The sequence below is a fragment of the Pontibacter ramchanderi genome (genome assembly GCF_002846395.1).
Taxonomy (GTDB): Bacteria; Bacteroidota; Bacteroidia; order Cytophagales; family Hymenobacteraceae; genus Pontibacter; species Pontibacter ramchanderi.
Genome location: NZ_PJMU01000003.1, coordinates 46,537 through 66,288, shown reverse-complemented (window position 1 = coordinate 66,288; position 19,752 = coordinate 46,537). Strand labels below are relative to the sequence as shown.

General features: G+C 52.7%; 13 protein-coding genes. 5 read left to right on the top strand and 8 right to left on the bottom strand.

The annotated features are described in order from the left end of the window. Positions 1-24 precede the first annotated feature (24 nt). The 4 genes from BD749_RS12985 to cphA all read right to left on the bottom strand — a co-directional run bounded on the left by BD749_RS12985 (position 25) and on the right by cphA (position 4,905). Complete coding sequence (locus BD749_RS12985) at positions 25-333, bottom strand: winged helix-turn-helix domain-containing protein (RefSeq protein ID WP_076665597.1); 309 nt, start codon at positions 331-333, stop codon at positions 25-27. Positions 334-340: 7 nt separating this feature from the next. After that, a complete protein-coding gene (locus tag BD749_RS12980) occupies positions 341-964 on the bottom strand; it encodes a hypothetical protein (protein ID WP_101444926.1) in 624 nt (207 codons plus the stop codon). Positions 965-1,169: 205 nt separating this feature from the next. Next, on the bottom strand, positions 1,170-2,135 hold the full coding sequence (locus BD749_RS12975; RefSeq protein WP_101444924.1) for an isoaspartyl peptidase/L-asparaginase family protein: 966 nt from the start codon (positions 2,133-2,135) through the stop codon (positions 1,170-1,172). Positions 2,136-2,262: 127 nt separating this feature from the next. Next, on the bottom strand, positions 2,263-4,905 hold the full coding sequence (cphA, locus tag BD749_RS12970) for a cyanophycin synthetase (RefSeq protein ID WP_101444922.1): 2,643 nt from the start codon (positions 4,903-4,905) through the stop codon (positions 2,263-2,265). A 328-nt stretch (positions 4,906-5,233) separates the two neighbouring features. Between cphA and BD749_RS12965 the strand changes: the two genes are divergently transcribed. Continuing rightward, positions 5,234-6,097, top strand: coding sequence for a hypothetical protein (locus BD749_RS12965; protein ID WP_101444919.1), 864 nt, complete (start codon positions 5,234-5,236; stop codon positions 6,095-6,097). Positions 6,098-6,147: 50 nt separating this feature from the next. On the opposite strand, the gene BD749_RS12960 is transcribed toward BD749_RS12965, so the two are convergent. Next, entirely contained in the window at positions 6,148-6,495 is a 348-nt protein-coding gene (locus BD749_RS12960) for an STAS domain-containing protein (protein WP_101444917.1), read from the bottom strand. A 479-nt stretch (positions 6,496-6,974) separates the two neighbouring features. On the opposite strand from BD749_RS12960, the gene BD749_RS12955 reads away from it, so the two are divergent. From BD749_RS12955 to glgP, 4 genes are all read left to right on the top strand, one after another. After that, a complete protein-coding gene (locus tag BD749_RS12955) occupies positions 6,975-7,631 on the top strand; it encodes a response regulator (protein WP_101444914.1) in 657 nt (218 codons plus the stop codon). Between the two features lie 127 nt (positions 7,632-7,758). Then, positions 7,759-8,628 (top strand): pirin family protein, encoded by an 870-nt coding sequence (locus BD749_RS12950; protein WP_101444912.1) that lies wholly within the window; start codon positions 7,759-7,761, stop codon positions 8,626-8,628. Positions 8,629-9,334: 706 nt separating this feature from the next. Then, positions 9,335-12,076 (top strand): S8/S53 family peptidase, encoded by a 2,742-nt coding sequence (locus tag BD749_RS12945; protein WP_101444910.1) that lies wholly within the window; start codon positions 9,335-9,337, stop codon positions 12,074-12,076. 337 nt (positions 12,077-12,413) lie between these two features. Beyond that, positions 12,414-14,060 carry an alpha-glucan family phosphorylase gene (glgP, locus tag BD749_RS12940; protein ID WP_101444908.1) on the top strand — a complete coding sequence of 549 codons (1,647 nt, stop codon included), beginning with the start codon at positions 12,414-12,416 and terminating at the stop codon, positions 14,058-14,060. A gap of 216 nt (positions 14,061-14,276) precedes the next feature. Here the strand turns inward: glgP and BD749_RS12935 are convergent, their stop codons facing one another. The 3 genes from BD749_RS12935 to BD749_RS12925 all read right to left on the bottom strand — a co-directional run bounded on the left by BD749_RS12935 (position 14,277) and on the right by BD749_RS12925 (position 19,750). Next, positions 14,277-15,923: a M28 family peptidase gene (locus BD749_RS12935; protein ID WP_101444905.1), complete on the bottom strand. Its 1,647-nt coding sequence runs from the start codon at positions 15,921-15,923 to the stop codon at positions 14,277-14,279. 235 nt (positions 15,924-16,158) lie between these two features. Further along, complete coding sequence (locus BD749_RS12930; protein WP_101444902.1) at positions 16,159-16,791, bottom strand: hypothetical protein; 633 nt, start codon at positions 16,789-16,791, stop codon at positions 16,159-16,161. A gap of 658 nt (positions 16,792-17,449) precedes the next feature. Beyond that, positions 17,450-19,750, bottom strand: coding sequence for a nitric-oxide reductase large subunit (locus BD749_RS12925; RefSeq protein ID WP_101444899.1), 2,301 nt, complete (start codon positions 19,748-19,750; stop codon positions 17,450-17,452). Positions 19,751-19,752 lie beyond the last annotated feature (2 nt).

The following is a 19,752-nucleotide window of genomic DNA, read 5'->3' as shown; positions in this document are numbered from 1 at the left end:
TTCAAAGTGTAAAGCCAAAAAAAATTAATCACTTTGCCTGTTGTTTAAAATCAGCTGCTCCAGGGCATCCAGGTGGCTCTTGAAAGCCTCGCGGCCTGCCTCTGTTGCCTGGTAGGTGGTGTTGGGTTTGCGGCCTACAAACTGCTTCTCCACCTGCAGGTATTTGGCCTCTTCCAGCGCCCGCAGGTGACTGGCCAGGTTGCCGTCCGTCAGTTGCAGGGTTTCTTTCAGCGTGTTAAAATCCACCCGGTCGTCCACCAGCAGCACCGACATAATGCCCAGCCGCGCCTTGCTCTCGAAGGCCTTGTTTATATTTTCAAGATACTCTTTCACCGGTTTGCTAGCGTTCGTATTTAAAGTACACCAGCGCGCCATACACAATATGCAGCACCCCAAACCCCAAGGTCCACAGCATCAGGCCATAACCCACAAACACGCAGGCCACCAGCCCGATCACAATCTCGATGATGCCCAGGTAACGGATATCGCCCAAGGTATATTTGCTGCCGTTGAGCAGGGCCAGGCCGTAAAAAACCAGCATGGCGGGTGCCACCAGGTATAGAATGCCGTGGTAGAGCAGGATAGCGCAGAACACACCGCCCGTCGCCAAAGGTATAGCCAGGTTCGTCAGCAGTCGCTTCGACTGGTTGTCCCAGGTACGCTGGTTCTTTTTGCGGGCATTGCGGGCCGTAAAGTAAGTGGCCGTACCAAAGGCCAGCGCCAGCACCCCAAGCGCCACGGCCAGCAAGAACAAAACATCTTCCTGGCTAAAGTTGCGGGCCTGATCGCTGTAGTAATTGATGTTTTGCTGACTGAAATACCACTTTACCACCGCAGCCCCCACCAGCGCCGACAAGCCCGCAAATACGCCGGACAAGCCGCTCAGGGAAATAAAGCGGGAAGAGCGATCCATGATGTTACGGATCTCGTGCAGGGCTTCTAACTGGTCTTGCTGCTGATTCATAGTAAAGTACTTTGAGTTTCAAAGTTAATACGGGTTTACGTAAAGTCAAGCTGTGGGGCTAAATAAATTTAAAGATTTTAAAGCGGACTTAAACAGCTATACCTACCTAAGACCTACTATAGCTGTTACGTAACTAAAAGGCATTGGCCATACACTAAGGTATACAGCCAATGCCTCGCAGGTATAGCCAGTGCTTCGTTGCACGTTATTTTTCCATTTCCTTTTGCTTCACCGGTTTCTTTAGTTTTTCAGATTCCCACAGGGCTACAAAGGGTTCTTCGTCGGCAGCCCAATAGCCGCGCTTCATAAAGCCCGTATTAAAGCCAAAGGCTACTTTTCCACTGCTATCCATCGACAGAATGCCCCGGTCCCCCTGTAACTTATCGGCATGTAACTGAATGGCCTTTTCGGTGGCTGCCTGCAGTGAGTGTCCGGCGTATTTCATCATGGCGTATACCTCGTGGGCCAGTGCTCCGCGCATGATCACCTCACCCTCGCCGGTGCAGCTCACGGCGCATACCTCGTTGTTGGCAAAGGTGCCGCCACCTATAATGGGCGTATCCCCGACGCGGCCCTTCAGTTGGTCTGTGAGGCCACCAGTGGAGGTAGCAGCTGCCAGGTTACCGTTTATGTCCAGGGCCACGGCGCCCACCGTGTCGGTCATGGAGCCGGGCATCCGTTTCTTCTCCACTTTGTTCTGCTGCTTGTCGAGCCAGGCCTCTTTTTTCTCAGGTGTCACAAAGTATTCCGGACCTTTCAGAGACAGGTTGTTGGCCAGGGCAAATTCTTCGGCGCCTGTTCCCACCAGCAGGCAGTAGTCGCACTTTTGCAGAATAACCTTTGCCAGACTAATGGGGTGCTGCACATAGCGCACAGCTCCCACAGCGCCTACCCGCAGGGTATTGCCGTCCATAATGGCAGCATCGAATTCATTTTCACCGCGCTCTGTCAGGCTGGCGCCGCGGCCGGCATTGAACAGCGGGTTGCGCTCCATGCTGTTAACGGCCGCCTCCACCGCATCGAGTGCGCTGCCGCCTTTCTCCAGCACATCATACCCGGCCTTCAAAGCATCTGCCAGGCCGTCTTTGTAGGCTTCTTCTTTTTTGTTGTCAAGTTCGCTGGGCTTGGTTGTTTCTGCCCCTCCGTGAATCGCAATCGCAAATTTCTTCATAGTAGTTTGTTTACAGTTATTCGGGTTAAGATAAGCCAGGCGATCTTCCCTTGAGTTTCAAGAGAAGATTACCGTTTCTGCAGCAGCCTGCCAGGTATAAGCGGCCGCTGCAGAAGGTGTATAGGTATTAGAATGAATCCTGTTCAAGTGAGGAGATGCGCCGGTGTTCGATAATGCGGAAACTCTCGACCATTTTAACGGACTCCGGAATATCTTCCGAAAACAGGGCAATAAAGGAGCCCTCCGGCGCATACTCCATGGCGTGGGCCAGGGCGCTGCTTTCCTGATTTATCTCCGTTACCTTGAGGTTCGGCTTCACCGACATGATGCCCTGTTTGAGCAGACTGTTTATTTCTTCCCCAGCTTTGCCACGCAGGTCCTTGTCCTGCCGGATGATGATCTCGTCAAAAGTTTCGGCTGCGATGCGCCCGATCTCGATCGTGTCCGCTTCCAGGCGGTCGCCTATACCTGCCACAATACCGATCTTGTAGGTGGCATGCACGTTGTCGATAAAGTCGGCGATGGCCTCCATGCTGGCAATGTTGTGGGCATAGTCGATGAGCACTTCGTAGCGCGGAAGCTTAAACAGGTTCATGCGGCCCGGCGTGGTCTCAGCGGAAGGGATAAAGGTTCGCAGCGCAGTCCGGATCTCCGCGATCTCGAAGTGATTGATATAGCCTGCCAGGGTAGCCGCCAGTACATTCTGTATGTTAAAGCGGGCACGCCCCCCGAAGGTAAGCGGAATGTCGGCCACGCGGTCAACCCTGATCTTGTAGGTGTTCTTAAAGATAGAGATGTACCCGTTTTCGTGCACGGCCGCCAGCCCCCCTTTGTGGATGTGCTGCAGGATGCGCGGGTTGTTTTCGTCGAGACTGAAGAAAGCCACCTTGCAGTTTAGCCCGGTTGCCATTTCGTATACCAGATCGTCGTCAGCGTTAAGCACGGCATACCCGTTCTGGCACACGGTTCGCGGAATCACGGCTTTCACTTCGGCCATTTCCTCTACGGTGTTGATGTCGCCCAGCCCCAGGTGGTCAGCCGATACGTTGGTGACAATGCCGATGTCGCACTGCCGGAAAGCCAGCCCTGAGCGCAACATGCCGCCCCTGGCGCATTCCAGCACGGCATAGTTTACGGTGGGGTCCTTGAGCACGAACTCGCTGCTGTAGGCCCCGGTGGTATCGCCTTTGATGATCTTCTTGTCCTGTATGTAAATACCGTCGGTGGTGGTAAAGCCTACCTGGTACCCTTTGAACTTGAGCATGTGCGCCACCAGCCGCGAAGTGGTGGTTTTGCCGTTAGTGCCCGTAATAGCCACGATCGGTATACGGGTAGGGGTACCGTGCGGGAACAGCATATTGATGATCGGTTCGGCCACGTTGCGCGGCAAGCCTTCGGTAGGGGAGATGTGCATGCGCAGGCCCGGAGCCGCGTTGACCTCTATCACAGCGCCGCGTGTTTCGGGCAGCGGGATGGCAATGTCGGTCGTCATCACATCAATGCCACATACGTCGAGCCCGATGATGCCGGCAATGCGCTCGGCCATCAGCACATTGTACGGATCCACCAGGTCGGTCACATCAGTGGCCGTGCCGCCGGTGCTCAGGTTAGCCGTGCTTTTCAGGAAGAGCACCTCGCCCGCAGGCAACACCGACTGAAGTGTCAGGCCCTTGTCTTTGAGTATGCTGCGGGTATGCTTGTCTATTTTGATGTGTGTGAGCGCCTTTTCGTGTCCTATACCTCTTCTGGGGTCCTTGTTCACCTCTTTCACGAGTTGCTGTATGGTGGAAATGCCGTTACCGGTGACCATGGCCGGGGTGCGTTTGGCGGCGGCGGTAAACTTGCCGTTGATGACAAGCAGGCGGTAATCATCGCCTGTAATAAACTGCTCCACCATTACCTTTTTAGAGTAGCGCTGGGCCTCGACCATGGCCCGCTGCGCATCTTTCCAGGTATGGATGTTGACTGTGGCACCCTTTCCCTGGTTGCCGTCCAGCGGTTTCACCACCACGGGGTAGTCCAACTCAGCAATTGCCTCGTCCAGTTCGTCGGCGTCGGTGACAATGCTACCACGCGGCACTGGTATACCTGCTTCGTCGAGGATGAGCTTGGTGGCGTTTTTGTTGCCGGCATTCTCCACCGCAAAAAAAGAGGTTCGGCTGGTCATGGCAGCCTGTATGTGTTTCTGATGAATGCCGTAGCCCAACTGGATAAGTCCGCTCCTGTGGTTGTTGATATAGGGTATGCCTCTGCTCACCGCCTCCGACACAATGGCCTCCGTGCTCGGCCCGAAATACTCGTCCTCCCGGATCTGGTGCAGCCTGGCGATATCCTGCACAATGCTGGGCTTTTTGCCTCTGGCCATCTGCTCGGCAATACGAATGGCAGCGTGGGCGGCATACTCACCGGCGCGCTCCTGCTGGTATGAGAACACGACGTAGTCCACACCGGCGGTGGGGCCGGCATAGCGCCTCCCGTAGCCGCTGTCCATACCGGCCAGCGTCTGTAGCTCGAGCGCAATGTGCTGCACTACTTTGCTGAAGGTGGTACCCTCACGCACAAGCCTGAAAAACCCGCCTGGTGTGCCTTTGGAGGAGCGGTGCTCGTACATACCCGGGAACAGTTTTTCGAGGCGCTCCGGAAATTGGGGCACTTCATTGGTGAGGACATCCTGCAGGTTTTCAAGGTCTATCTTCAGGACAATTATTTTAGGATGCTTGATAGACCAGTAATTCGGTCCACGCATGATCCTCAGTTCAAGTATTTTCATTTGCTTTCTAGCTTCGTGTACAAACCTGTGCCCGACAGGTGTGAGGCACAGGGGCTGTGCCTAAGATAATTACGGATAAGGCAAAATTTGGGAGGGCTGGGGCTTTGCAAATAAAGTGGAAAGCGCCTAAAAATGAGTAGTTTGAACATGCAGGCCGGCGTCACCTGAGGTTATTACCGGCTTTTATCCGTATAAGTACGAGTTTTCAGTTGATAGCACTTCCAGGATAGCCAAATCGAGAACCCCGCCTCGTGTAAATCGTTTAACTAGTGCGTGTTTTGTCTAAGCGTGTATTTAATAAGTTATATAATATATTAACCATACAGAAATGGCAAGAGATTATCAGGATAACTACAGAAGGGGAGACTATCGCTCTCATGACCGTGACCGCTCGCACCAGGAGGAAGGCGGATTCTTTGGCCGCATCGGCGAGAAGATCAGCAATACCTGGGAGCGAATGACCGGAGGAGAGGACGAATACAGCCAGAGGGGAAGCGGGCATTACCCTTATTCAGGGGAGCACGACCGCGGTGGATACCGCACCTCTTCTTATAGTCCGGATAATTCGGGCAGCCAGGGTAGCCGTTACGGACAATCGCAGCTGGGCAGGTACAGTCCACAACGTTCGGAGGGAAGCAACTACACCGGTATGAGCCAGTCCGGACAAGGTGGAAGCGCCGGCGGTTACAGTGGCCGTATGTCTGATTATGGTAATTTCTCGCAGCAGAGGGGGCAGTCGCAGGAGGGCTATGGCGGATCACAGGACTACGGTAACGCTTCGCAGGGCAGTAGCTATGGCCGCAGTGGCTCATTGTACGGGGCAGGCTCCAGCAAAAGCGAGTATGGCGCATCGGAGCGCTCAGGCTACGGCAGCTCCCAGCCAGACTACGGCAGCTCCTCCGGCTACGGCGATTCTTCGGGTTATGGGCGCAGTTCCATGGGCTTTCCGCGCGGTTCCGACTACGGCAGGGGCGGTTCCGGCTCAATGGGAGGCGGTTACTTCGGCAGTGGGGCAGGGCCCTGGAGCGGTGGCCCCTACAGCAATACCGGCAGCGCGGGGTACAGGGCAGGCGGCTCGCAGCATCGTGACTTTGACAGCGGTTACAGCAGCTCTGATTATGATTACTCGCGGCGGGAGCAGATGCACCGGGGCCAGCAAGACCAGGACTATGGCAACGAGTGGGGCAGATAAACCAACGCTAGCAAAAAGAGAGAGGGACCGTTTTATGCGGTCCCTCTTTTTTATTTGGCAATCATCTGTCTGGCGCTCTCCACTGTGTCAGCCGATTTGATCAGGCGGTCGAGGCCGAGGATCTCGAACACGTTCCGGATCTTGGGCGGCATATTCACCATCACCATTTCCATCTCTTTTAGTTTGCAGGCCTGGAAGGCAGCCAGCAGCACGCCTAATCCGGCTGAGGAAATGTAAGTCAGTTCACTGCAGTCAATCAGCACAAAGCCCGACGCGGCATTGATTGCTTCCTCCAGTGCATTATCGGCGTACACAGATGAACTGGCGTCAAGTTCTCCTTTAAATCGAAGCAATGCTCCTTTGCCAATCGTATCTGTCGTAGCGCTAAAAGTTTTCATGTATGTTTTTCAGTCTTTAGGCCGATTTCTCCGGTTTTCGGGCAGGCTGTTCGTTGCCAGGAGTTGATCGGTTTATGCTATTGCCTATCATACGCAAAAATGCAATTCAGGCTGTCCTGCCTTAAGGTATTAGGTATTTCAAAATATAAGAAACACCTCAAATTTGGCGGTATACGTACTTGCCTGTACCTGCCTGTTATTTATTTCCAGATAACACCGTAGTAAATACGTACACTACTCTGTAGTAAATACTGAATTTTTACCAATGCATCAAATTTAAGTTAAATGTACGACAGGTGCGATTGTACATTCAGTTATTTATGATGAAAATTGTCAAATTATGGCGCTGAGAGGGACAGTTCTCTGCCACTTTTAGCCTGTTTTCTTCTTTTCATCATATCTGGCTTTGTGCTTCAGCCCTAAAATTTGAAGTTGTCGGACTTAAAGGTTCTTTACAACCTTTGACACAAACTTAAAAAATGATAAACTTAATAATCACTGATGATCATAAAATAGTGCGTGATGGCCTGAAAGCTCTGCTGCAGGACCACAGCGCTGTGCGTGTGGTAGGTGAGGCCGCAAGCGGTAGCGAATTGCTCGAATTACTGCCGCAAGTGGAAGCAGATATTGTACTAATGGACATCAGCATGCCTGGGATGGATGGTTTTGATACGGCCGCTCATATCTTCAAGCATTATCCCGAACTCAAAGTGGTGGTCCTTTCGATGCTGAGTCACGAAAAATATGTGAGCCGCATGATGGAGCTGGGTGCTTCGGGTTATATCCTCAAAAATGCAGGCAAAGACGAACTGCATTGCGCCCTGCAACTCATCGCACAGGGCTGTCGCTACATCAGTCCGGATGTGACACTGGAGCTACTGCGCAAGGTGAAGCAGTTCCCATCCGAAATGCCTTCGCCAAGCGGAAACGGGGAAGAGCACCGCGAGCTTTCGAAGCGTGAACTGGAGGTACTGTCCCTGATCGGGGAGGGCTACACGAACGCCGAAATTGCCGACAGACTGTTCACCAGCAAACGTACAGTTGAAACACACCGCCAGAACCTGCTCGACAAAACCAAAGCGCGCAACACGGCAGCACTTGTCAAATACGCCTTGCAACGCGGCCTTATCTCCTGATTTCTCCGACGCTACAGTTTAAGTGTATAGGTACAGGCTGGCGGCTAAGGTTTGCCGGGTTACTGGTTGATGCTTTACCTGGCTGCGGTATTTTCGTATCTTCGGATAAATTAAAGCCCTACCGCCCATGCCACAAAACCGCAGTGTCGCACAACTCCTTTATGCTGAAGAAACAGACATGGGTGGACTGCCGCTCCGGCAGCCACTGCCCACCAGTCAGGTAGAGCAGCACGATCCTTTTCTGCTGCTCCACCACCTTAACACCAGCATCCCGCAGTCAGACTACCCTTACAAGTCAGGCGTCGATCCGCACCCGCACCGCGGCCTTTCGCCGGTCACGTTTGTGTACCAGGGCGGCGTGCATCACCGCGACTCCCGCGGCAACGACAGTGTGGTTTGGGCAGGCGGTACGCAGTGGATGCAGGCCGGCAGGGGGATTGTACACAGCGAGCGCCCACCCCGCGAAATGCAGGAAAAGGGAGGTGTACAGGAGATCGTGCAGCTTTGGATAAACACACTGAAGGCGAACAAAATGGATCAGCCGGCCTATTTTCCCCTGCAGGCCCATGAAACTCCCACCGGCACGGAAGATGATGAGCGTGTGCAGATTGCCGTGGTGGCAGGTGCATACAAGCATACCCGCGGACCAGTACAAACCCCAAGCCCTGTTATGGCGCTCCGACTCACGCTGCAAACCGGAGGGCAATGCTCCATTCCTATACCTGCCGACCACAACGCCATGCTCTACCTGCTTGACGGTGAAATCATGCTAGAAGGTTATGGTTTGATAGAAGGATTGCACCTGGCACTTTTAAAGCGAGACGGCGACACCTGTACGCTAACTGCCCGTCAAAACACACGCCTCCTGTTCCTTTCCGGGCAGCCGCTGAATGAACCCCTGGCAATGCACGGGCCTTTTGTGATGAACACCCAAACCGAAGTGATGCAGGCCATGCGCGATTACCAGATGGGCAAAATGGGGATGTTGTTTGAGTGATCCGGAGTGATCGGTGCTTCCTACCGCTTCACCTGCAAACCGATTTCCAGGATAGGCCAATCTGCCTGTAAACTCACCCAAGCAATTTACAGGGCTTGTTTTCTACTTTCTTCTCTTCCGGATAAATAGCCGACAAGTTTACATTCTGACTCGATGGCCAGTGTAGCATTTCCCTTCAAAACCCACTCAGTTACGTTGCCGCCCCGATCAGTTACTGGAGTAGCTGCAGCATTGCACAAACAACTATGCGATCAGGTATAGGGGCAGGATCGATGGGGTATAAAATCAACCATGTGTAGTTCCATGCTACGCATTAGGGCGAACCCAACTGAGATGCGCGAAGGTATTCCATCAGAATTCTGAATCCTTAAAAAGCAATAGATGATTTGCCTGGGAGTATGTCGAAACATGTTATCGGCAATGTAAAGCATCCACTCAAACGTATGTTGTAACATGTGTTGCAGTATGATTATTTGAGGGTATAACACTGGGTTAAATCCAGAGGTTTAACTGATGATTTTCCATTTAATATACCATGTCTTGTTTATTTAATATAATTATTTTACGACAAGGTTTCGTATTACTCTCTTTATAATAGCACCCTTATTTACCAAATTTTCTCTCTACTCTACTGCTCTCCCTTGGTTGAAGCAGGCTTCTTACTTTAAATACACCTTATGTAACACATTTAACTAATCCTTATTTTATGAGAAAACTTTTAGCAGTGGTTGCAGTAAGCCTTTTGGTAATAAGCAACATTTTTGCACAGGCCTATGTCGACAGCAGACTTCAAGCAGCCATTACAGACAAGACCAAGTTAGTGCAGGTAGTTGTAACATTCAAAGGTGAAAGTGCTCCTACGCTGCTTGACCTGTCAGCACTCTCACAGGCAGGAATCACGAAGGGCCTCACGCTCAAATCTCTTCCAATTGCCGGTGTGCTGGCTACAGGCCTGCAAATAGATCTTCTCTCCAGAAGCCCGCGCGTGCTCTCACTATACCTGAACGAATCGCTTGAGTATGAAAACAACTCCGGTACCGCGCTCACCGGTGTAGACAAACTGCGCAAAGACCCGCTGTTTACCAGTCGGAATGGCGGGTTTCCTGTTTCCGGTAAAGGTATAGGCGTGCTCGTAAACGACAGCGGCGTGGATGGCACACACCCTGACCTGCAGTTCGGTAAAAACCTGGTGCAAAATGTGACGGCTGCCACCAACCTCAACGCGCTATCCTCTATACTGCCGTACACACCGATCGAGAATGTGCCCAATACCGACGCGACCGGAGGCCACGGCACGCACGTGGCAGGTATAGTGGGTGGCACGGGGCAGGCCTCGCAAGGTTTGTATGAGGGTGTGGCACCAGGTGCTAACCTGGTGGGATACGGCTCCGGCGCTGCTTTGCTCTTGCTCGATGTGCTCTCAGGCTTCGACTACGCCATTACCAACCAGGCACGCTACAACATCCGCGTGATTACCAACTCCTTCGGCACGACCAGCGACACCGGCACCGACGTAAACCCGGCAGACCCGATCACGCTGGCCACCAAGCGCTGCGTGGACCGTAACATCGTGGTGGTGTTCTCGGCGGGTAACTCTGGCCCAGGCTCCGGCACCATGACCGGACAGTATAAAAAAGCGCCTTGGGTAATTGCGGTGGCTGCTGGTAACAAGTCCGGTCAGCTGGCAGACTTCTCCTCGCGCGGCATCAAAAACAAAGCGGGTTCTTTTACGCTGGATGGCAAAACCTATACCTGGGAAGACCGCCCTACGGTGACCTCACCGGGTGTGGATATCATCGCCGCCCGTGTTATTGCGCCAGTTTCTTCGCTATCGGCTGACAAAGACGCCGCAGAACTGGATCCGGCGCACGTGCCCTACTACACACACATGAGCGGTACTTCCATGGCCGCGCCGCATGTGGCAGGCATTGTGGCTTTGCTTTTAGAAGCCAACCCCACGCTCACACCTTATCAGGTAAAGGAAATTCTGCAGCAAACCGCTACCAACATCCCGAACCGTGAGAAGTGGGAGGTAGGGGCCGGTTACGTGAACGCTTATGCCTCGGTTGACAGAGCCTATCGCGCGTCCGCTCCCTATGGCTCGACGCTGAACATGAACCGCACGTTCAACAGCAGCGTGAACGCCAACAGCGAGACGCTCAACTTCGCAATCGACTACAATCCTGCAACGCCTGCCACTAACATCTATACCTTTACTGTGGCTTCTGGTACTACGGGTATCGAATCCAAGATCAGGACCCAGGGTGTTGCCGGTGAGACGGGCAACCCGGTAAGACTAACGCTAATCTCCCCGAGCGGTGCCCGCACGAGTGCTGGTATCCCGGTGTTGTTTGCCTTGAGCTATGACCGTGGCGTGGCAGTTGCCTCTCCTGAGCCAGGTACCTGGACCGTTGAGATATCCGGCCTGAACGGCGTTGCTTTCCCGGAAAACATAAACGGGGTGGTGAACATGATGACGGCAGCCGGCACTACCGGACTCAATGACATAGCTGGTCACCCGGCCGAGGCTTCTATCAAGATGGCAGTAGGTGCCCGTCTGGCCGATGGTTTGAGGGGCGGCAGTTATAAACCGGATGAACCTTTAAAGCGCATCGACCTGGCTGACTACCTGGTGATGGGGGAGGCGATTCGCCAGTACTTACCAGTAAATGGCTCCTATACCCTGACCGATGTGAAAGAGCGCAATCTCATTGCAGAATCGGTAACCGCGCGTGGTGCAGCCCTGCGTGACAAGAACCATGTGCAGAATGGCATCATGCTGGCCGCTTCTCCGGGCAAGTTTAATCCGAATGGCAAAGTGAACCGCGCCGAGCTAGCCTATTCGTTGGTGCAGGCACTGGGCTTACAGGCTTATGCCCTGGAACGCAATGGTAAAACGCCTGCTGTGGAGTACAACGGCAAAAGCTACCCAATTGAGGATGCCGCCGACATACCTGCCGGTTTGGAAGGCTATGTGAGCGTGGCGCTCGAACTGAATATGATCAATGCCTTCTTCACTGCTACCCAAGGTCCGTATGACCTGGAGCCTGTACTGCACGCTAATTTCAAGCCGCTACAGGATGTGACCCGCGCCGACTTTGCTGTGATCATTACCCGCACGCATAGCCTGTGGAACAGTGGACAGCAACCGCTTGCCACTTCGGGTACATCCAACCTGGCTATATCAGCAGAAGGCAAACTGGTAAGCTATCCGAACCCATTCGCTGATGTAACAACCATTCGTTACACAGTAGAACAGGACGGTCCGGTGCTGGTAGAGGTGTTTGACATACTGGGCAAAAAAGTGCGCACCTTGGTGTCGGAAAGCAAAACGGCAGGGGAGCACAGCGTAGACTTCAGAGCAGATAATCTGCCTGCCGGTACCTACATCTACAAAGTAGAGGCAGGCCAGAAGGTATACTCCAACAAGATGCTGCTGGCAAAATAAAGCTTTGCAAAACCAACTGATAAAAGGCTCTCCTGGTTGGGAGGGCCTTTTTTGTAAAGTAGATCGTGGTTTTCAAAAATAAATTGTATCACTTTGGCTGTGTTACAAGTATATTGTACTTAGGCTTTTTCGGGCGTATAGTGCGGTTGCGCTTCTTTTGGTACTTTTGCACCATCTTAATTCCGTCTCAGAGAAAGTGTACAAGCAGTAGAATAGGCGATACTTCCAGCTTTTGTTGTATTTCGCTGTTCACTGCTTTTATTTTAAAACGCAGCAGAGTCATCAGGCGATTTGCATAACAGGGCGCCGCAGAACCATAAACAAGTAGCATTTAAATATGAAAGTATACAGCAAGTGGTATCATCCTTACGAGATCAATGAGAAGTATCAGAAACGTGTGGCCTATTTCAGCATGGAATTCGGGATACACCAGGCGCTCAAAACCTATTCCGGTGGTCTGGGTTTCCTGGCCGGTTCCCACATGCGGAGCGCACACGACCTGCGGCAGAACATGATCGGCATTGGTATACTTTGGAAATACGGCTACTACGACCAGGTGCGCAACGATGACCAGACCATGCGGGTGCAGTTTCAGAAGAAATACTATACCTACCTGGAAGACACGGGCATTGTGGTGACCGTGATGGTGAACGGCCACCCGGTGAAGGTGAAGGCGCTGGTGCTGCGCCCCGAAGTGTTCGGCACTGTGCCGATGTATTTCCTGACCACCAACATCCCGGAGAATGACCACCTGGCCCGTACCATTACTTACCACTTATACGACAAGGAACCCTCTACCCGAATTGCGCAAAGCATTGTGCTAGGTATAGCCGGAGCCAAGGTGGTGGAAGAACTGGGCGGCGCAGATATATACCACATGAATGAAGGCCACGCGCTGCCACTGGCTTTTTACCTGCACGAAAAATTCGGGAACACAGAGGATATGCGAAAGCGCATTGTGTTTACCACCCATACCCCCGAGAAAGCAGGTAACGAGGTGCATGACATTCATCTGCTCAACAACATGTCCTTCTTCAACAAGACCTCACTGGAAGAGGCCCGCCACATGACGGGAATGCACGGTAACTTCTTTGACTATACCCTGGCCGCCTTGCGAATTGCAAAAATAGCAAACGGTGTGTCGCAACTGCATGGGCAGGTGGCGCGTGACATGTGGTACGAGAACGACAATGTGTGCGAGATCAAGGCCATTACCAATGCGCAGAATGCCCGGTTCTGGATGGATAACACCATGCGGCAGGCACTGGAGCGTGACGACAACCAGGCGCTGATCCAACGGAAGGCCGATATGAAACAGGAGCTGTTCGAGTTGGTGGCAGACCAGACAGGAAAACTTTTCCGGAAAGATGTGCTAACCGTTGTCTGGGCCCGGCGCTTTGCAGCCTACAAACGCGCCGACTTGCTGGTGCATGACATAGAGCGCTTTTTTGAAATGATCTCGAATAAGTCGCATCCGGTGCAGGTGATCTGGGCTGGTAAACCTTATCCTTTCGATGAAGGCGCTGTGAGTGTATTCAATAGTCTGGTGAACCTTTCCTACCAACGGAAGAACTTCGCCGTGCTGACGGGTTATGAAATCGGACTGTCGCGTAAGCTGAAGCAAGGGGCGGATATTTGGCTGAACACGCCACGCAGACCCCGCGAGGCCTCCGGCACAAGCGGTATGACGGCTGCCATGAACGGAGCCGTAAACCTTTCGGTACTAGATGGCTGGCTGCCGGAATTTGCCCGGCACGGCGAGAACAGCTTTGTGTTACCCGTGGTAGACAGCAACCTGCCCGATTCTATGCAGGATGAGATCGATCACAAGAACCTGATGAGCATCCTGGAAAACGAGGTGATCCCGACCTACTACAACGATCGTGGCAAATGGATGGGCATTGTGAAGCAGAGCATGCGCGACGTCATGCCGTTCTTCGACTCAGACCGCATGGCTCACCAGTATTATGAGCAGATGTACTAATTTATTTGACAAAAGATTTTTTGACAAAGGACAATAGACAACTAACCACTACTTGATGGCTACCTGATGCCTGGAGATAGAATTGAAAAAATGATCATTCGGTTGGTCTTGTCTTATTAACAAAAAAAGGCGCTGCGCTATCTCTAGCGCAGCGCCTTTTTTTGTTAATAACGAATATCTTTTGTCTAACTGCCTTTTGTCAAAAAGTCCTGCCTGTTATTGGCGGCCAAAGCGGCTACCGAAGAAATCACCTGCTTTCCAGCTTGGTCGCTGGGTTGCGTTTGCCACCTGGTAGCTGATAAGGAAATTCAGCTGAACGTATTTTTTGCCAGCGTCAAAGTCGAAGGTGCTGGTAACTTCATCCTGCGGCATGTGGTAGTGTACCTTGCGCCATTGTTCTACCTGCTTGTTCAGGTTGTTCCGTCCGTCCTTGGTCTTGTTGCCATACTTAATGTGCAGGGCAGGTATACCTTGCATCACGAAGCTGTACTGGTCGCTGCGGATAAAGCGCATTTGCTCCGGCTCCGGGTCGTCTTCCACTACCATGCCCAAGTGCTGCGCGGCAACGGCCACTTCGTTCTCAAGGGTGGAGTGGTTCGCACCTAAGCCTACCACCGAAAGCAACGGCGCGATGATGGTTGGCATGTCGGTGTTGATGTTGGCCACGATCTGGTCTGCCGGAACAGTAGGATAGCGGGCAAAGTAGGCAGAGCCCAGCAGTCCCATCTCCTCGGCCGTTACCATCACGAACAGCACGGAGCGTTTTGGCTTTTCTTGAAGCCTGGAGTAGATTTTACCGATTTCGAGCACACTGGCCACGCCGGAGGCATTGTCGTGCGCACCGTTGTAAATGGAGTCACCGTTCACGGCACGGCCTATACCTACGTGGTCGAGGTGGGCGCTGTGTACTACGTACTCATGCTGCAGTTGCGGATCGCTGCCCGTGATCTTGCCAATCACGTTGTGGCTTTCAAAATCTTTGTAGGTAGAGGTATAGCTGGTGCGCAAGGTGTGCGTAAGCGGGGCAGAGGCAGGCTTGCCTTGTTTTAGTTGCTCACCAAGCCCCGCCATTTCTATACCTGCTCCTTTGAGGAGTTGCTGGAACGTGGCGGCGTTGATGTTGGCCAGCACACGGATCTTATCCGACACATAGTTGCGCGATACCGCCACTTTTCCGTTAGCGTCCATTACGCTGTAGGTACCGCGCTCAAGGTTGGCAACACCCGCTTTGGGGTTATCCGTCGCCACGATCACACCCACAGCACCTTTCTCAGCAGCGATCTTCAGTACCGTCATCAAATCACGGCTGTAGGCCGACACCGTGGAAGGAAAGCTGGCAGGAGCACCGCGCATTACTACTACAATTTTTCCGGCCACGTCTATACCTGCGTAGTCATCATACCCAAGGTCTGGTGCACTGATGCCGTAGCCTGCAAAAACCAGCGGTGCCTCCACCTGCACAGACTGCTCCTCGGCGTGCGGGTAAATCGAGAAGTCCTTGTTATAGCCAAGCTGCAGTGCAGTGCCCTGCGCATCTGCCAGCGTCATGCTGGCTTCTTTGCCAGGAAAGGCCTGGCGCAGGCGCACCAACTGCAGGTAAGTCCCATTCTCACCGCCGGGTTCTATACCTGCTTTCTTATAATGCTCCACCACGTAGTCCACGGCCATCTGGTAACCTTCCGTGCCTGGTTTGCGGCCCAGCAAGCGGTCGTCGGCCAGGTACTTCACGTGTGCTTTTATATCGTTCGGTTTTACTTTTTTGAGCGATTTCTCGACCGGCTTGTCAAGGGCCAGCGATTGGGCAAAGGCATTTTCTTGCAGCAAAAGCCCACAGAAAAGGGCCAAAAACAGAAAGCGTTTCATGCAGATTTATCGGTTGTTTCACCAAATATAAGAGAAATGCAGCATAGTGCCTATCCTATACCTGCCCCCAGGTATAGAAGGACAGGTATAGGCTTATTGGCTGTAGTGCCGCCGGTGCCGCATGCTTCTTATAGTGAAAGGAAGCACGGTGAGCAAAAGCAGAAAAATATGGCAGGCTCAGGCTTGAAATACCTGAGAGCGTTCACAATTGAAAATCAGAAGCTGAAAAGGCACTTTAGTCGGTTTTAGCTTCTTCTTTGTGCACGAGGTAGCTGGTGAGTTTGTCCCACTGCAGCCCCTGAAATCCGGCCCAGCCGCCCTCAGCGATCAGGGTGTTGAGCACGGCGCGCTTTCCTGATTCATCACCCTGGTTGTTGATGTATTCGTTCTTGCCAATCTCAGAGGCGATCAGTTTTGTGCCCTGCACCTCTACCCGAAACGTACTGGTGGCGTCGCTGGTGAAGAAGTGCTCGGTCACTGCTTCCTCGTCAGCCGGCGGGTTGGGTTTACTGCTGGGCTGCACCGTAAATTCGGCCATGTTTTCGGTGGTTTTGATGTTGTTTACCTGCACCCAGTTCTCCACCTCGGCGCCGGGCAGTGTTACTTTCACATAATCACCAATCTTGGGTGCTTCCGCTGTCGTTTTCCTCCCGCGTTCGTCGTGCAACTCAAAAGTAGAGTTGATACCCTCCAGATTTGACCACAGGTTCACGTTAAAGAGCTTCTGCTTCGATTCTTCGAAGGCCGCACGCGCGCTGGCTGCATTAGGGTAGTCCTGTTCGTTCTGGTATACCTTGTCCTTGGACTCTTCCCCTTTCAATACCTTTACCTCTTCCTTAACTTTATCGACTATTTTCTTGATGCCCATCGTTTGTTCTGCTTTAGTTGTTGAGTGATTAATTTGGGGCGATTCGGATAGGTTGTGAATTTTTTTCACTTAACCTCATTACCCCTTTGTGCTTACAGGTATAGCTCTTTCATGCTTTAACTCTTCCGGACTTCCTGGCCCCCTGGCGTAGGTATAGCGCAACTGTATACGGCGACATGGCATTTCCCGACTCTATTCATTCGGACAAGGGTGTCCGAATGGGCGCCTGAGTAATACATGGCTAGCTCGGACTTTGCTTTTTGCTCTTTCAGCCTTATAAATCTGAAAGCACACTGTTCCGGGGCTCCTGACCCGCATGTGCATCATGTAGGTATACCGCGATTAGAAAAACCCCTACAGTTTAATCGGGATTGATAAATGCCTAAGTGCTAATTTCACTATACCTAAACCCGCCTATACCTTACGAACAAACCGGCCTTGCGGTATGGAACAAAAAATTAATTGAGGTTCTATACCTTTCTTTCTACAAGGCTTGTGCTTCTGTTTACCCGGAGCTGTCGATGGGTTGCATCTATACCTGCGTAGTCCATACCTAAAAACAACAACCCCTCCACCAAGGGCAGAGGGGTTATTAAGTAAAGGGTATAGGTATAATGAGCGTTGTGCTCGGAGTTCAACTTTTGGGTATGGCTGTATGTTAAGAGCGGGCTTGTTTGGCAGGAGCTTCTTCTTCGATCAGCGGTGCCACATCCTCGTCTTCTTCCAAAGACCAGCCTGTTTTGAGGCCGATGATGAACCAGGCCAGGGCCAGCACACCGCCGGCGAAGATGGTATCACCTACCACACGCAGCCAGCGTAGGATGTTCATGGTATCAGTCTGCATGAACTCCATAGAGCGGGCATACCACAGTCCGTACTCCACACTCGCCCAGGTCTGCATCAGGCCGATTGGCAGCACACTGATGAGCACCATCAGAATAAGACCGATGTTGATAGACCAGAAAGCGAAGCTGATCACCCCGTCTTTCCAGCGACGGCGGGCAGAGAGGCCTTTCAGTACGAAGAGCATCAGACCAATTCCAAGCATCCCGTAAACCCCGAACAGAGCGGTATGGGCGTGCACCGGGGTGGTGTTCAGGCCTTGCATGTAGTAGAGCGCAATCGGTGGGTTGATCACGAAACCGAATACACCGGCACCCACCAGGTTCCAGAAGGCCACGGCCACGAAAGAGTAGATGGGCCACTTGTAGGCTTTGATCCACTGGGTAAGCTTGCTGATCTGCAGGTTGTGGTAAGCTTCGAAACCGATCAGTACCAGTGGCACCACTTCCAGGGCACTAAAGGTAGCTCCCAGGGCCATTACCGCCGTTGGTGTACCGCTGAAGTAGAGGTGGTGGAAGGTACCAATGATACCGCCGAACAGGAAGATGATGGTCGAGAAAAGCACGGTGGCCGTCGCCATTTTGGTGTCAAGCAAGCCCATGCGTACGAACAGGAAGGCGATTACCACCGTGGCGAATACCTCGAAGAAGCCCTCTACCCACAGGTGCACCACCCACCAGCGCCAGTACTCGGCAATAGCCAGGTTAGTATGCTGACCCCACATCAGGCCAGAGGCATAGAAGATGGCAATGGCAGCCGATGAGATCAGGAACATACCCAGCAGGTGGCGTCCATCTACGTCTTTTTTAAAGGCCGGTAGAATAGCGCGTACCATCAGACCCAGCCACAGGAATAAGCCCACCAGCAGGAAGATCTGCCAGAAACGACCCAGGTCCACATATTCATAGCCCTGGTGACCAAACCAGAAGTTTTCGGTATAGCCCAGTTTCTGCATAATACCATACCACTGACCGGCCAGCGAACCCGCCACTATGATGAGCAAGCAAACAAAGAGGAAGTTTACACCCAGTTTCTGGAACTTCGGCTCGTGACCAGACACGGCAGGGGCGATGTACAAACCAGTTGCCAGCCAGGATGTCGCGATCCAGAAGATGGCCAGCTGCACGTGCCAGGTACGGGTAATGGAGTAGGGGAGGTACTCAGCCAGCGGGAAGCCATACAAGGCCTGCCCTTCCACACCGTAGTGCGCTGAAACAACCCCGAGCGTGACTTGAACCAGTATAAGGGCGGTAACGATCCAGAAATACTTTAGGGTCGCTTTCATAGAAGGAGTGGCAGTTAAACCCAATAGCGGGTCCTGCTTCGGCAGTTTGGAATGGTCGATCTCTTCCTCACGGTTAGAGGCATAATAATAGGCCAGCATACCCACACCCGCAATCAGGATGATCACGGAGAAACCTGTCCAGATGATGAGGTCGGAGCTTGGCTCGTTGGCTACCAGTTTCTCAGCTGGCCAGTTGTTGGTGTAGGTGATTTTTTTGCCCGGACGTTCGGTCACGCAGGCCCAGGAAGTCCAGAAGAAGAAGCTATTGAGTTTCTCCATGCGCACCGGGTCTTCCACGGTGTTGTCTTTCATAGCATAGGCGTCGCGGTGCTTGGCAAGGGCCGGGTCGTTCATGAACAGGCCGGTGTAGTGCTTGCTCACCTCCGCAATGGCCTCGGCACGCAGGTCCGATATAGTCAGCACGCCCGTTTCAGGGTCGTAGGTGTTGGCACGGATCTGTTTCTGCAGGCGGGCTTCCAGCATGGCCTGGGTTTCTTCGTCCAGGTCGTCATACAACACGCCCTTTTCTTGCTGCGCCCAGTAATCCAGGAAGTACATGGCCTCTTTGTGCAGCCAGTCGGCGCTCCAGTCAGGGGCTATGTAAGCACCGTGTCCCCATATCGAGCCCAACTGCTGGCCACCCGTCGACTGCCATACGTTCTGTCCGTCTTTGATGTCATCTCCGGAGAAGAGGACTTTTCCGGATGTGGTGACCACCTTGTCAGGTATAGGTGGTGCTTCTCTGTAAATCTCGATACCATAGTACCCGAGAACGGCAAAGGAACCGACGATCACGGCGATAAATCCCAGCCAGAGGTTTCTGTATTTCATAA

What these genes read in the sequence shown, in the direction of transcription:
- BD749_RS12930 (WP_101444902.1), bottom strand. Translation starts at nt 16,791, where the DNA reads ATGGGCATCAAGAAAATAGTCGATAAAGTTAAGGAAGAGGTAAAGGTA.
- BD749_RS12925 (WP_101444899.1), bottom strand. Translation starts at nt 19,750, where the DNA reads ATGAAATACAGAAACCTCTGGCTGGGATTTATCGCCGTGATCGTCGGT.
- BD749_RS12935 (WP_101444905.1), bottom strand. Translation starts at nt 15,923, where the DNA reads ATGAAACGCTTTCTGTTTTTGGCCCTTTTCTGTGGGCTTTTGCTGCAA.
- BD749_RS12975 (WP_101444924.1), bottom strand. Translation starts at nt 2,135, where the DNA reads ATGAAGAAATTTGCGATTGCGATTCACGGAGGGGCAGAAACAACCAAG.
- BD749_RS12980 (WP_101444926.1), bottom strand. Translation starts at nt 964, where the DNA reads ATGAATCAGCAGCAAGACCAGTTAGAAGCCCTGCACGAGATCCGTAAC.
- BD749_RS12945 (WP_101444910.1), top strand. Translation starts at nt 9,335, where the DNA reads ATGAGAAAACTTTTAGCAGTGGTTGCAGTAAGCCTTTTGGTAATAAGC.
- BD749_RS12965 (WP_101444919.1), top strand. Translation starts at nt 5,234, where the DNA reads ATGGCAAGAGATTATCAGGATAACTACAGAAGGGGAGACTATCGCTCT.
- BD749_RS12955 (WP_101444914.1), top strand. Translation starts at nt 6,975, where the DNA reads ATGATAAACTTAATAATCACTGATGATCATAAAATAGTGCGTGATGGC.
- BD749_RS12950 (WP_101444912.1), top strand. Translation starts at nt 7,759, where the DNA reads ATGCCACAAAACCGCAGTGTCGCACAACTCCTTTATGCTGAAGAAACA.
- cphA (WP_101444922.1), bottom strand. Translation starts at nt 4,905, where the DNA reads ATGAAAATACTTGAACTGAGGATCATGCGTGGACCGAATTACTGGTCT.
- glgP (WP_101444908.1), top strand. Translation starts at nt 12,414, where the DNA reads ATGAAAGTATACAGCAAGTGGTATCATCCTTACGAGATCAATGAGAAG.
- BD749_RS12960 (WP_101444917.1), bottom strand. Translation starts at nt 6,495, where the DNA reads ATGAAAACTTTTAGCGCTACGACAGATACGATTGGCAAAGGAGCATTG.